Source organism: Methanosarcinales archaeon, from assembly GCA_014859725.1.
Classification (GTDB): domain Archaea; phylum Halobacteriota; class Methanosarcinia; order Methanosarcinales; family Methanocomedenaceae; genus Kmv04.
Genome location: JACUTQ010000007.1, coordinates 15,616 through 28,530, shown reverse-complemented (window position 1 = coordinate 28,530; position 12,915 = coordinate 15,616). Strand labels below are relative to the sequence as shown.

The 12,915-nt window shown below is 41.9% G+C and carries 16 protein-coding genes; 5 read left to right on the top strand and 11 right to left on the bottom strand.

The features are described 5' to 3' along the window. Positions 1-156: 156 nt before the first annotated feature. On the top strand, positions 157-561 hold the full coding sequence (locus IBX40_01435) for a hypothetical protein (GenBank protein ID MBE0522993.1): 405 nt from the start codon (positions 157-159) through the stop codon (positions 559-561). Positions 562-690: 129 nt separating this feature from the next. On the opposite strand, the gene IBX40_01430 is transcribed toward IBX40_01435, so the two are convergent. The 4 genes from IBX40_01430 to IBX40_01415 form a co-directional block, all read right to left on the bottom strand. After that, positions 691-1,488 (bottom strand): 4-hydroxy-tetrahydrodipicolinate reductase, encoded by a 798-nt coding sequence (locus IBX40_01430; protein MBE0522992.1) that lies wholly within the window; start codon positions 1,486-1,488, stop codon positions 691-693. After that, entirely contained in the window at positions 1,485-2,363 is an 879-nt protein-coding gene (locus IBX40_01425; protein MBE0522991.1) for a 4-hydroxy-tetrahydrodipicolinate synthase, read from the bottom strand. The genes IBX40_01430 and IBX40_01425 overlap by 4 nt, the downstream gene beginning before the upstream one ends. Positions 2,364-2,391: 28 nt before the next feature. Beyond that, positions 2,392-2,574: a 30S ribosomal protein S17e gene (locus tag IBX40_01420; GenBank protein ID MBE0522990.1), complete on the bottom strand. Its 183-nt coding sequence runs from the start codon at positions 2,572-2,574 to the stop codon at positions 2,392-2,394. A gap of 306 nt (positions 2,575-2,880) precedes the next feature. Then, entirely contained in the window at positions 2,881-3,162 is a 282-nt protein-coding gene (locus IBX40_01415) for a NifU family protein (protein MBE0522989.1), read from the bottom strand. Positions 3,163-3,210: 48 nt separating this feature from the next. Here IBX40_01415 and IBX40_01410 point away from each other — a divergent pair, with 48 nt between their 5' ends. Beyond that, on the top strand, positions 3,211-3,771 hold the full coding sequence (locus IBX40_01410; GenBank protein MBE0522988.1) for a hypothetical protein: 561 nt from the start codon (positions 3,211-3,213) through the stop codon (positions 3,769-3,771). On the opposite strand, the gene IBX40_01405 is transcribed toward IBX40_01410, so the two are convergent. The 7 genes from IBX40_01405 to IBX40_01375 all read right to left on the bottom strand — a co-directional run bounded on the left by IBX40_01405 (position 3,772) and on the right by IBX40_01375 (position 10,109). Continuing rightward, positions 3,772-4,053: a DUF1894 domain-containing protein gene (locus IBX40_01405; protein MBE0522987.1), complete on the bottom strand. Its 282-nt coding sequence runs from the start codon at positions 4,051-4,053 to the stop codon at positions 3,772-3,774. It lies immediately after the preceding gene. After that, entirely contained in the window at positions 4,032-4,520 is a 489-nt protein-coding gene (locus IBX40_01400; protein MBE0522986.1) for a DUF1890 domain-containing protein, read from the bottom strand. Before IBX40_01400 ends, IBX40_01405 begins: the two co-directional genes overlap by 22 nt. A gap of 11 nt (positions 4,521-4,531) precedes the next feature. Continuing rightward, positions 4,532-6,064 carry a methanogenesis marker 14 protein gene (locus tag IBX40_01395; GenBank protein MBE0522985.1) on the bottom strand — a complete coding sequence of 511 codons (1,533 nt, stop codon included), beginning with the start codon at positions 6,062-6,064 and terminating at the stop codon, positions 4,532-4,534. A gap of 38 nt (positions 6,065-6,102) precedes the next feature. Further along, positions 6,103-7,269 carry a tRNA (guanine(10)-N(2))-dimethyltransferase gene (locus tag IBX40_01390; protein MBE0522984.1) on the bottom strand — a complete coding sequence of 389 codons (1,167 nt, stop codon included), beginning with the start codon at positions 7,267-7,269 and terminating at the stop codon, positions 6,103-6,105. A 6-nt stretch (positions 7,270-7,275) separates the two neighbouring features. Next, complete coding sequence (locus IBX40_01385; protein MBE0522983.1) at positions 7,276-7,743, bottom strand: hypothetical protein; 468 nt, start codon at positions 7,741-7,743, stop codon at positions 7,276-7,278. Positions 7,744-7,823: 80 nt separating this feature from the next. After that, positions 7,824-9,428, bottom strand: a complete 1,605-nt coding sequence (locus tag IBX40_01380) for an O-phosphoserine--tRNA ligase (protein MBE0522982.1) — start codon at positions 9,426-9,428, stop codon at positions 7,824-7,826. Between the two features lie 57 nt (positions 9,429-9,485). Continuing rightward, positions 9,486-10,109 (bottom strand): hypothetical protein, encoded by a 624-nt coding sequence (locus IBX40_01375; protein ID MBE0522981.1) that lies wholly within the window; start codon positions 10,107-10,109, stop codon positions 9,486-9,488. Between the two features lie 134 nt (positions 10,110-10,243). On the opposite strand from IBX40_01375, the gene IBX40_01370 reads away from it, so the two are divergent. The 3 genes from IBX40_01370 to mch all read left to right on the top strand — a co-directional run bounded on the left by IBX40_01370 (position 10,244) and on the right by mch (position 12,912). Next, positions 10,244-11,452 (top strand): amidohydrolase, encoded by a 1,209-nt coding sequence (locus IBX40_01370; GenBank protein MBE0522980.1) that lies wholly within the window; start codon positions 10,244-10,246, stop codon positions 11,450-11,452. Then, positions 11,449-11,886 (top strand): GNAT family N-acetyltransferase, encoded by a 438-nt coding sequence (locus IBX40_01365; protein MBE0522979.1) that lies wholly within the window; start codon positions 11,449-11,451, stop codon positions 11,884-11,886. The genes IBX40_01370 and IBX40_01365 overlap by 4 nt, the downstream gene beginning before the upstream one ends. Positions 11,887-11,961: 75 nt before the next feature. Next, on the top strand, positions 11,962-12,912 hold the full coding sequence (gene mch / locus IBX40_01360; protein MBE0522978.1) for a methenyltetrahydromethanopterin cyclohydrolase: 951 nt from the start codon (positions 11,962-11,964) through the stop codon (positions 12,910-12,912). Positions 12,913-12,915: the final 3 nt, after the last annotated feature.

Sequence of the window (12,915 nt, the reverse complement as noted above, 5' to 3'; positions counted from 1 at the left end):
CTTTTCGATTCTTCCTGCTGTTTTTGGGTGCCGGCGTATTTTCAGAACCGTGAGAAATCTCAGCTCTTTGATTTTCGGGCGAGCAAGATGACCACAACTCTTAACTTCGATTATTCACAATTATTCCACACAGAAATTTCAATGTGGGGTGAGTGTATGTTAGGTGAAATGGTTAGTGAGTTGCAAGGGAAAGTATCGAGCCAGCGGGTAATTGTAAAAAGAGGCCGCAAAACAATGGTCGAAACATCAGAAAAAATGAGGGGGGAATTCCTGGGAACCAAGGTCAAGGTTGTCCTTACCTATTTATCAGATATGCGGCCCAATGGAGTGCTATATGCATATGGTAATGGAATAGTCATGTCAGAAGGTGGAGATGGTGCTACCTTTAGAGCCCAAGGAGTGGGAAAGTTGACTGGCCAAAATACAGTTAGCATCCGAGGGAGTGTATTCTACGAGACGGCTTCCCGGAAGTTTGACAAGCTGAACTATATGGCTACGGTCTTTGAATATGAAATGGACGAGGATGAGAATACTGTAACCAAAACTTGGGAATGGAAATAATCATTCCATGTTTTTGATTATGGTCTTTTGACCACATCTCTTTTTTTTGAGGTGGAACTTTTAAGTCTGAACATCGTACTAGCTCACGGCGATCTTGGGGTTCAAATTTAGAAAAAAACTAACATCATTCTAGCTCTTCAAACCCAGCACATCATCCATCCCGTACACACCCGGCGGCTGGTCCATTAACCACCTGGCAGCCCGCACAGCTCCTCCTGCAAATGCCTGCCTGCTGTGTGCCTGGTGCCTGATCTCGATGCGCTCACCATCACCAAAGAACAGTACTGTATGGTCGCCCACCACATCACCGCCACGGATTGCATGGATACCGATCTCATCTCCCCTGGGTGCAAGACCCTGCCGGCCGTACACATATTCTCTGCCCCCTAAAACCTTATTGATAACCTGGGCGGCCTTTACTGCAGTACCGCTGGGGGCGTCCTTCTTCATATTATGATGGATTTCGATAATCTCCACATCAAATCCTTCCAGATGTCTGGCTGCCTCTTCAAGCAGCTCCCAGAATATATTAACTCCCACAGCAAAGTTTGGTGAGATCACTGCAGAGACCTTATTATCTGCTATGGCTACATGCATCCTTTCGACCTGCTCATCGCTGAACCCTGTAGTCCCCATCACCAGGTCGCTGCCTGCACTGGCTGCCTTTACTACATTCTCTGCAGCAGCTGCAGCAATTGTGAAATCAATAACAACCTGGGTACCACTGTCCCTGATAACAGATTCCATATCATCCGGGCCAGATACAGGTACACCCAGATTCCCGGTCCCGATCACTTCACCCACATCCATTCCGATATTGGTTATGTCAAAACCGGCAGATAGTTCCATATTTTCAGAACTCAAAATATTATTTACAATAAGTGCGCCCATCCTGCCGCATACTCCCGTAACAGCAGCACGAATTATGATTCTAACACCCCGATGGACTTAAGTTCTGCAACCAGTATTTCCTCATTCTCCTGACTTATAGGAGCCAAAGGTAATCTCAGTTCACCCGATGCCAGGCCTATCAATTCTACAGCCTTTTTAACAGGGACGGGGTTTGTCTCAATGAACAATGCCTTGATCAAAGGGGCAAGCAGGATTTCAAGCCTTCGGACTTCATCCATATTCCCTGCTTTAAAAGCCTGTACCATTGCAGTCACCTTATCTGGAACAATATTCGCAGCTACGCTGATCACACCCACACCTCCCAGTTCCATGATCGGAACTGTCAAAGCATCATCTCCTGAAAATATCACAAAATCCTGGTCCTGGGTTCGCTGGATAATATCCTTTATCTGGTCCAGATCCCCGCTGGCCTCCTTGATCCCCATAATATTAGGATGTTGGGCCAACTCTGCAGTCACTTCATTTTTCATATTGATACATGTCCTGCTTGGGACATTATACAATATCTGTGGTATATCAGCATGATCTGCAATAGTGGTAAAATGCTTTAAGAGCCCGGCATCGTTGGGTTTATTATAATAAGGAGTGATGAGCAAAGCTGCATCAGCCCCGGCGTCTGCTGCGTATTTTGTTAATTCCAGGGCTTCTGAAGTGCTATTTGACCCGGTACCTGCAACAACAGGCACGGTACTGCACTCAACACTGATATCGATCAGGTCCTTATGTTCCTGAAAAGTAAGGGTGGCTGACTCGCCAGTCGTCCCGGAAGGCACTACACCAGAAATCCCTCTTTTAATTAAAAAATCTATATTGGACTGCAAACCTGCTTTATCAATCCTGTTGTCAGGAGTGAAAGGTGTTATCATTGCAGTTATTACACCGTCCAACATTGCAGGACCACCTATTATTTGTCAATTATTATTGTCTATTCTTCTTCCTGGTAATATATCCGGCTATTCGGTTTCTAATTACCTTGCTCTGTACATTGGTATATTGAGTAACAAGCGGTTTATTGTCTTCAAAATCTTTTGTGAAAAGTTCGCCTTTGTCATTTAATAATTGGGTTGCAAGGGATTTTATATAACTTGGTCTGATTCCCATTCTAATACTCCTAATATAATTGTATGACCTGCATACTACGTTACCATTCATATAAGTTTTCATCAACAAAGAAGCACCTACCAAAGACTTTATCTATTGTTACAGGAAAATTAAATATTTACAAGGGAGGTGCTATTAATGTGCAGTACTAGCATATCTTTTTCTGCAATGCCAGAGGACATTGATGCTCTTAAGCAAAATAGTGCTATATACTATTGTAGATCCTGTAAAAAAGCGTTCATGAAAAAGAATGCATCAGAATGTCCAATATGTGGCTCAACAAATATTAAAGCCAGAATGTCCTGATTATTTGACCAGTTCGACCCCTTCAACTGAAGGGATCTTTTCCTTTAGCGTGATTTCCAGTGCAGCAATAATGGTACCTGTAGGTATGCGACAGCTCCCGCAACTGATCCCCTCCCGTGTCTTATAATCCCTCAGGAACGTGCTGAATGTGACAGGAACTGTGGTTCTTGAAAGCCGTACTTTTACCATTCCCTTATCGACCCCGACGAATTCAATATCCCCACCATCTGCTTGAAGGTGTTTCCGGAATTCGCCCAGGACTTCCTTAATTGATTCTTCCATGTTCCCCTGAAAAGGTATTTGTTCCTTATCATCAATATAGGTTTCTTTATGGCCGATATCGCACTCCTGTGGGATTCCAGATTATTGTTTGAGAAATTCTTTATTGAGCATGGTTTTGATCATCAGTTGATCCATCCTGCAAATATGGGATCACCTTTTCTTCCCCCGTTTAAGATGATACTGATTCCAACTGGATTTGCCAATCCAAAATATTCAAACGTGCTTCCATCTCTTATGAAAAACAAACACAGGATCGAGAGTTTTATTACTAAAGGCGGGACACTTTTAGTCTTTGGTGCTCTTACAGACTCTCATTCCTATGATTGGCTGCCTTTTGATCTTGAATATTCCCTGATATACGGACCCGCAGAACTGCATGAAAAATGCCAGAGTAAGGCATCATTACTTGCAAGCGATCCTGTTCAGGAATGTGACGGCTTCTTTTGCACAACAGAAGGTGAATGTATCCTTGTTAACGAAAAAGAAGAAGCAGTACTTGTGACCCATGAGTTCGGTGATGGGATGATCGTTTCTACAACTATTCACGAATTTCCAAACCCTGAATTTATCAGATGGGCCTTAGACAATTCAACATCTACTGCTATTTAATTATGCGGGTTTGCCCATTTTTCTGAGTTTTGCTGCTGCTTCCGGATTGTGAATACTTAGCACAAAAGTGCCGTGACACGGTTTTGTATATGGGAATATGATCGTTTCGTCTTCCACAGCAACATAAATAGGTGGAACTCCAATTATGAAAGCATCAAATATTTGAAACCCGGGCTCTATGATATATGTTTCTTTAAATTTTGATCTGATAAACTTTGAACAATCCTTATAAGTAGCTTTTGATAGCAATATTTCATAGTTTAACTCATCGATGCAGACCAACGATCTACCTCCCGTGTTATTTTGGATTTTAAAGGACTGGGATTGTGTACTGCCCTGGCCCAGATACATTTCAGATCAGCTTCACTGCACTGCGCTGCCAATTTCTGGGGTTCATGTCCGAAAATGACACCCACAGCTTCACCGCTGATCAATGCATTAACTGTGGCTAGATATGACACTCCTGCATCATTGTGGATGAACACATAACAGATATCTGGATCAAAGACCTTCTGAGCAAGATCACCTATTGTGGTGTCAATATCTGCACTCTCCTTAACATAATGTCCCTCAGGATCTGCCATCCTGGTAAGTTCCAGGGCAGAATTATTGCCTGCGATCAATACTGTACATCCTTTGTTCATGAGAAGATGAGATGTGTATAGTACTAGACTTGTCTGAACAGCCACTTCCGGGCATCCCATTAACAATAGAGCCCTGGTTTTAGGTTGGATTTCCCTGTTTATCAAAATTATCTCCTTTATGACATCGATCTGTTCATATTCGAACCTTTTGAAGTGAGTTTCTGCAATTCCTTTTCATCAATATGCCCTCCCTGAAGTTTCATCCGCCCACCAAGGACGCATTTACCACTTATACATCCGCCCAAAGGATTCTTGGGAGACCCCATGGAGTTCATACACCTGGCCATCACTGCAGCACCCCTGGCCAGACCATCATCCACAAACACGATATGGTTCTCTGGTGCATCATACAGGCCAAGTTTCTTAATATTGCTGAGTATTAATTTGGGTTTACAACCTGTTATGGCAGCTCTGCCAGTAAACCCTATGGCAGAACTTTCAGTAATTAAATCGGCATCCATGGCCACTTTTACTAACCGGGTGGCCATATATGTACATACCACGTCCACGACAGCGAAAAGAGTTTTCAGACCATATTTTTTATAGATCTCTCCCCCTATTGTTAGCAGTTTTTCAAGATCTGAACCGTTCACCCCCACATCGCATCCAATAAGGGTCACTCCAATTTCTTTTGCCGCCCTGGGATTTACAGGAACGCTACCGTATCGGCTCACATTTTCAGGAACCACTTCAATAGTTATCAACTCATGTATCATTGCTGCATACTCTTTTATCACTTTTCCCCGTCGAATCCACGTAAACAATCCAACGGGTTTGTTATCGAACAGGTCAAGAGCAGTGCCGACCTTTTCATCTACCAGATGAGTACCTTGAATAATTGCATCAGGAATAGCCCCTGCAAAACCTGCAAAATTTCCGATAGTATGGGCATAGGGCAGGTCACTGGTGGTGATGCGCCCATCCAGAGTAGTACCGAAGTCGATGGAAAGACATGGATTTCGAAAGTCTATGCCTGCTGATTTTGCCCCCTCCTTAATACCGGCAGTGGCAAGTTCCCCTTCCATTTCATTTGCTACCACTTCAAGTCCTGAAGCTCCCATTGGGGGCAGCACACCTCCCACAGCACCTGTAAATACAATCTTTTTTATCAGACTATGTTTTCTGAAACGGATTGGTACATTTTCTATTGACATGGCAGGGATCATTTTATTTGGAGGTACACCCGCCATTAAACATCCATCAGCAAGGGCTTTGATAAAATGACCCACTTCTTCAGGAGAATCAAAACCAGCCACAACACCTGTGGAACGTACCACAAAATGCAGGTCCTCTTTAATATCAAGATTGGCATTATTTACAGATTCTAAAAGAGTATCCCGTACCATTTCAGCTACTGAATCTTTCGTCAGGGAAATCCCGGTTAAGGTCTTGCCAAATATTTCTTCTTCAGGTCTTGGACTCCTGACATCCCGGGTCATTTTTACAGTCTTATTGACAAGGCTGGTCTGTCCATTTTCCAGATTAGTTGCAGTCAGGATGCATTTGGTCGTTGTATTTCCCACTTCCACTGAAGCTACTATAAAATATGGTTTTGACTTCAGATCAATTAGTCTGACATATGGACTTTTTGATATTTTGGGTTTTGGTCCAGCGAACCTGTTAAATAATAATTTAAATGTATTACTCATGGATTGATGACCTCTATGCGATGATTATAGATAAATTTTCATCTTAAGATTTTTTGATCAACATTTATTAGAATTTCATTTATTTTTTCAAATCCTGCATCGGTCTTGAAACCTGTTCCTGTAAAATGCGTCCTAGATGCTTTAAAACCTGCGGTTTTCAAAGCCTGGATCAAATCGTCAATAGGTCCAGGAGATATTTTAAGTTTTTTAGATAGCCAGTGCTGGTCATAATAGGTAGGTATATTGATCTCGTCACGGCAAAATGATACTATCTTTGATGCTTGTACCCACTTGCCCTGTTTTCTGTTTTCCAATTCATCCAGCACGACCTGACAAAAATCCTGTTCCTGAATATTACCAAGCCACAAGGGCCCTGCAAATTTCAAAGTTTTATGGCAGATCGGGCAATCAGACTCCAATTGTGGCACCAGGCCATGCTCCCATGCCCGGAACGCGCAATTGAAACAGTGGTTAATAAATCCCAGTCCTTCCATTGCTTCATCAGCGGCCTTGACTCCATATACAATTTCAACATAAGTCCTGACATAATGCCTGGTTGCATGAGTGAGCAACACATTCGTTCCTTTGTCCCTGAGAGCCAATGCTCTGGTGATGGAGCCCAATAGAATGCGTGCTCCCATCTCCCTGTGATATTCTGTATTTAATGGTAATGCTGAATACTTTCTGATCCCGGATTTTAAATGGGCACCACATAACGGTGCTGTATCAGTTGCAGTAATGCATAATAAACTGCGTACTGACCTTGCAGCTGAATCCAGAAATGGCGCGGGGGAGCCAAATGGATCTACATCAACTATATCATATGGTTTCTGATGCAGCAAGGTATTGGCATTCTGGTGTGAGGTAGTACATACATCTTCTGATCCATTAAACTCAATATTTTCCTTAATTAATTGGTATGCATTTTCATTCCAATCATTTAGATGACATCTCAGCCCGACCTCAGAAGCAATCCTGATGCCCCTGATGCCTGTAGCTGCCATGACATCAACGTAGGACAATTTATTTAAATCAGCTTCTTTTTGCTTAATAAATCCAGAAATTGACGCTACTGTAATATCCCGGTTCAATTCCATATCAGGATTGTAAAAAACGGCTGCAGATGAAGGAGTGAACTTAGATAAATCATCTGGAAGGGGAACCTTTATCTGAATATCCCCTTCACTGATGATTTTGGTCTTCATTATATTCTATACCACAGTGACAGTCCATTTCCTGTTATCTGCAGGCTTGACATAAAATGTGTATGTTCCAGGTTCAGTAAATGTGTAGTTTACTGTTCTCATATATCTAAGAGCTGGATCCTCTCCCCACAGATTTTCTTCGCTAACAAGCACAAATTGTCTTTTCATTGCATCAAAATTTCTAAATGTAATTGTCTCTCCCACATTTATTTCCATACCCCCTGTTGGTAATATCTGATAGGCCATAAGCCTGGCATAAATGGGAACTTCAATTACTTCTGTAGCTGTTGCCGTGGGTTCCTCAGTTGGTTCAATTGTTGGTTCAATTGTTGGTTGTTCTGTGGGTGTTTGTGTTGGAGTAGCAGTAGGTGTTTCATCTACATCAACCCCATTATCTGCACATCCAGCTGCAAATATAGATATAGTCAATAAAGCTATGACGAGTATTATTGAAAAAATGCTTTTAGATTTCATTATATTTCCACCTCATAAATTCAATGTTTTTCTAAATAGTTCTTCTTATTGGCTATTAATATTATCGCATGTCAACATTATTAAAATTCCGATCTTACGGTTGTAAATACCGGGCCGCGGATGTCTATTTTCTTATTATTACCAGTAATATTCCGCTGCGCAATTGGGTCCAATATAATATTTACTTCAGACGGCACTTTCACTATCCTCACCCGGGTCAAGGTATTCTCCCCGACAGAGTTTTCAATTTCTGATGCAGCCAATGCTGCAAAAGCATCAATATACCTGAGATTTGCATTAGTGCCATTATTGAATTGCTTTTCGTATTTCGGCGAATCAGGCAGGCCCAGAACATCTCCTTCTAATACTATAACACTGTTAAATGCAGCAGGTCCACACAATTTAGTATTCTCCTCAGGTTCGGTGACCCATACTTTAACATCCTTACCGCTGACTTTACCGCTCCATGCCAGGAATTCACATGGGCTGGGTTCACTGCCGTGTTCTTCGCATACCTTGACTATAGCCCTTTGAATATCCCATCCTTCTGATGTTACCGGAACCTTATCTACAGATATCATGCCGGCCAGTTCCTCATCAGACATCTTCCATCTGCTTTCATATACCGGGAATTGGGGGTACGTAAGGGCACGGACATCATTAGAATCATGCAGGATCATGGCAAGGCGCTCTACTCCCAACCCGAGGTTCATTACCGGATACGGGATATCGTACTGCGCAAGGGCGGATGGTGAATATATACCAAAAGTAGCTACTTCGACCCAACCGTCACTGTATTTGGTGCTGCTGCCTACCAATCCGGGATGGTAAGCGAATACTTCGATCTGGGTATCAGGCACATAGTATTTGCTACGCTTCTCATCGGGCCTGAACCTGAATTTCTCAAATCCGAACTGGGTCAGTAATCCGGCAGCGACCGCTTTACCATGTTCTATGGTAACTTCAGGGTCCATGATAACACAGGATGCTGAAAAATATGTCATTAACCGGGTGGCGTCTTCCTGCTGTTCACGCCTGAAGCACCGATCAACACTGAACAGATGAATTGGTGGTTTTACCCGCTCCGCCATGGCACCAAGTGTAATGAACCAGCCCGATGTCATATGGCTTCGAAGGGTCTTATTCGAACTAATGGGAGTGAGTTCTTTAAACTCCGGAAAAACATGGTCGATCATTACGGCGACCTTTGAATCCGGTACATCCAGTTTATGTGAGATCTCAGGTACCAGATCATCTCCCTCAATTTCGCCTTTTTTATATGAATGAAGGATCTGGCGTATTGTCTCGACACCTGCATCGTCTACAGGGATGATCTCTTTTATCTTAGTGATCTTTTCATCAGAAATTCCAACGTTCGGTCTGGGCAAACCTGCAAGATAGAAACAGCGATCCAGTACAGCCAGCGCCTCATATCCAAATTGTTTGTGCGTCTCTTTATCATCCACGATCAAGGGATTGGCCATTTCTTCGAATCCCAGCCTGAGATAGGCCTCCCGTAATTTCTGGATCGTATCATATATGGGATGGGGTTTGCCAAAACCCAATTTAAATCTTGGATATTGGGTATGGATGTTCGGTGCTGTAATGTACTCTTTTCCCTGGTTCCAGGCAGTATCAAAATCCTCTTTGGCTGCCTTTCTAATTTTTTCCGGATCAAATCTCATAATAAACGTACCTTTTGGAGAAACAAATGTCAGCTAAATTACATCAATCTTATCATATTATTCCAATTTGTTTTCAAGTCTTGTCATGGATTCGTTCAGTCTGGTATTTCCAACAGCTATAGTCAAATCTCCTCTTGTCCTCTCTACAAGACTTCGTGCCACATCCCCTTTATGCCTTAATCCCCTGGATAATGCATCAGGGAAATCAAATAAGATTATTGTTGAAAATATATCGTCCATTATTTCCAGATATTTTTCCCCATCATAGGGTTTATCCTTTCTGATCAGATCAAGAATAATGCGTCTGAGTTCTCCTACGACATCTCCCAAACCTAACAGGAATGCCGAATCTTCCACATTCAGTTCAATAGGTTCCGGGATCCTATTTTCAGTTAAAATGTGATATGTAATGGCAGCTTCAGCATATTCTGTCTGGGCATTCTCAACAAATCCTGCATGAAAAATATCGGGATGAACCTTTAGCAATGATCGGATATCATTATTCAATTTTGAGACTTCTTCTATTAACTGTTCAGCCTCATTATATTGTTCCCTGTGGATGGATTTTATTGCCCTTCCGCTGAGTCTTATAATATTTCTGGAAAGTCTTAATGATTTTTCTCTGGCCTCGTCTTTATCTTCAAAATTGTCAAAAAGTCTGGATCCTATTTCAGAAAGCATGGCTGTTATTTTAGCTATATGATAAAAAAGGTTTACTAATCCGTTTTTTTGCCGGGACTTTCAAGAAATATCTATTTAAAATGCCAGGATAATGTAACAAAAAAATTGAACAATCCCAATTAATACGATGTGATATGTTGCAGGATGTCGATAATATTGAACTAAGAAACTGGATTGTGGAATTGAGACGTGAATTCCACAGGATACCTGAACAGAGCTTTTTTGAGTTCAAAACCCAACAAAAGATTTTGGAGATCTTACAGCAGGTCGGACTTAAAGGGAAAATCATTGCAAAGACAGGAGTTATTGCATTAATAAATGGAAACGGTCCTGGCAAATCCATTGCTCTTCGTGCAGATATGGATGGGCTTGAAGTGACTGAAGAAACAACTCAATTGAATCGGGAATATATCTCACAAATTCCAGGATTTATGCACTCATGCGGACATGATGGCCACATGGCAATTGTGTTAGGTGCAGCCAGGTTACTTAATCAGTGCAGGGGATCGTTCCCGGGTTCTGTAAGATTAATATTCCAACCCGCTGAGGAACAGCCCCCCGGAGGTGCATTGGAAATCATTGACGAAGGAGGGCTGGATAGGATAGATGCTATTCTTGGACATCACATCCTCAGCAGTATCGATGCAGGTAAGATAAAACTCAAACCAGGCCCCTTCATGGCGACTTCCAATATCATGACTGTAAGGATAACAGGTAAAGGCGGCCATCATTTAGATCCCCGGCTTTATATTGACCCTATATCCATTGCTTCAAAGTTCGTAGGCTTGATCCAGGATGAAATAAAAAAACAAATCCCTGAAGATCGATTTATTATCGGGTTTGGCAAGATCTCGGGAGGATCACAGTTCAACAGGACACCTGATGAAGTAGAGATACTGGGAAGTTTTCGCACCTTTGACAAGAATAATACCAGGCTCATTGAAGATATCATAAAACATACCCTGGAAAACCTAATGCAGTCATATTCCAGAGAGGAATACCCTGGACTGCCAAAATTTGAACTTGACATTTTACATGGTTATCCTGTACTCATCAATGAGCCCGCATTTTCAAATCAAGTTCTCAAAGTTCTAAAAAGAGGCTTTCATAATGTTGGTGATGACATTGATCCCTTTTTTGGAGCTGAAGATTTTGCTTATTATCTGCAGAAGGTACCGGGAGTATATATCGGGCTGGGAACCAGGAATGAAGAAAAAGGAATTATTGAAGGTAACCACTCAAGCAGGTTCGATATCGATGAAGACATTTTGTTAGTTGGTACCAGGATGTTAACAACAATTGTCCTTGATTTCTTGAATAATCCGGAGGAATATTTTGCATGAAGATTAAGAGATTTTCTGTAAACCGAAACAATGAGGTAAAGCAATTCGTACTGAGGGTACTTGCTGAGGAAGGTTTTGGATATGATAATTTTAAGGATTTTGATCTGGATGATATAAATGGATGTTATTTATTAAACGGTGGAATGTTCTTTATCGGGATTCATGATGGTAAAATAATAGGAACCAGTGCTGTTTATCGAATAAATGAAAATAAATGCGAGATTAAACGTATCTACGTAAAAAAGGAGTTTAGGGGAATGGGTTATGGGAAGGATTTGTTTATACATGCTCTTGATTATGCCAGGAATAAATGTCAAAGAATTATTTTGAAGACAGATCGTTCACTGGTAAAGGCAATTAATATGTACCTGAAATACGGTTTTTCAATAGTCAAAGAAGAAAATGATACCTTATTCCTCCATTACGATGCATGATTTAGAAATCATTTCAAAAACCTTATATTCTTATCATACACACAAAAAATGCGAATTATAATCAAAGGTGATAGGATGTTAAGTGTTAATGAAAAAGGACTTGAAATCGCTGAAGAAATGATGGATTGGGCTGAAGAGCTCAAGATTAAGGACAATAAACTTGATAATGGTGCAATTGTTATTGATTGCGGTGTAAATGTAAGTGGGAGTTATGACGCAGGATTAATGTTCACAGATATCTGCATGGGAGGCTTGGGCAGTACCAGCATCACTGTCCGTAAGGTTAGTGATATCCCTCTCGCTTTTATCGACGTAACTACAGACCACCCGGCTGTATCATGCCTTGGTGCACAAAAAGCGGGCTGGTCGATCAGTGTGGATAAGTACTTTGCTATGGGTTCAGGACCCGCACGGGCACTTGCACTAAAACCCAAACATACCTTTGAGAGAATAAAATACCAGGATGAATCTGAATATGCAGTGGTCGCCCTGGAATCCAGGGCACTGCCTGATGAAAAGGTTATGCAGTTAATAGCAGATGAATGCAGTGTGCCAGTTGAAAATACTATTGCACTTGTAGCACCTACTGCCAGCATTGTTGGCTCAGTACAGGTGTCTGGAAGGGTTGTTGAGACTGGTATCTTTAAATTAAACGAACTGGGTTTTGATACTACACAGATCGTATGCGGTACAGGTACAGCTCCCATTGCTCCTGTGGTTAAAGATGACCTGAAAGCTATGGGGTCAACCAACGACAGCGTGATCTATTATGGGTCGATAGTGCTTACAACCCGGGGATTCAATGAGGAACTGTTCAAAAAGGTCCCCTCTGCTACATCCTCTGATTATGGAAAACCGTTCTTTAAGACATTCAAGGACGCAGGTTACGATTTCTATAAGATCGATGCCAATATATTCGCACCGGCAGAAGTTACAGTAAATGACCTGGATACAGGCAAGACCTACCATACAGGCCACCTGAATGCAGAGGTCATACTGGAATCTTACGGCATCAGCGGGATATAATCC

Bases quoted from the DNA above. Each gene is read 5' to 3' on its own strand.
- IBX40_01435 (MBE0522993.1), top strand. From the start codon at position 157: ATGTTAGGTGAAATGGTTAGTGAGTTGCAAGGGAAAGTATCGAGCCAG.
- IBX40_01425 (MBE0522991.1), bottom strand. From the start codon at position 2,363: ATGTTGGACGGTGTAATAACTGCAATGATAACACCTTTCACTCCTGAC.
- IBX40_01420 (MBE0522990.1), bottom strand. From the start codon at position 2,574: ATGGGAATCAGACCAAGTTATATAAAATCCCTTGCAACCCAATTATTA.
- IBX40_01415 (MBE0522989.1), bottom strand. From the start codon at position 3,162: ATGGAAGAATCAATTAAGGAAGTCCTGGGCGAATTCCGGAAACACCTT.
- IBX40_01410 (MBE0522988.1), top strand. From the start codon at position 3,211: ATGGCCGATATCGCACTCCTGTGGGATTCCAGATTATTGTTTGAGAAA.
- IBX40_01395 (MBE0522985.1), bottom strand. From the start codon at position 6,064: ATGAGTAATACATTTAAATTATTATTTAACAGGTTCGCTGGACCAAAA.
- IBX40_01390 (MBE0522984.1), bottom strand. From the start codon at position 7,269: ATGAAGACCAAAATCATCAGTGAAGGGGATATTCAGATAAAGGTTCCC.
- IBX40_01385 (MBE0522983.1), bottom strand. From the start codon at position 7,743: ATGAAATCTAAAAGCATTTTTTCAATAATACTCGTCATAGCTTTATTG.
- IBX40_01380 (MBE0522982.1), bottom strand. From the start codon at position 9,428: ATGAGATTTGATCCGGAAAAAATTAGAAAGGCAGCCAAAGAGGATTTT.
- IBX40_01375 (MBE0522981.1), bottom strand. From the start codon at position 10,109: ATGCTTTCTGAAATAGGATCCAGACTTTTTGACAATTTTGAAGATAAA.
- IBX40_01370 (MBE0522980.1), top strand. From the start codon at position 10,244: ATGTTGCAGGATGTCGATAATATTGAACTAAGAAACTGGATTGTGGAA.
- IBX40_01365 (MBE0522979.1), top strand. From the start codon at position 11,449: ATGAAGATTAAGAGATTTTCTGTAAACCGAAACAATGAGGTAAAGCAA.
- mch (MBE0522978.1), top strand. From the start codon at position 11,962: ATGTTAAGTGTTAATGAAAAAGGACTTGAAATCGCTGAAGAAATGATG.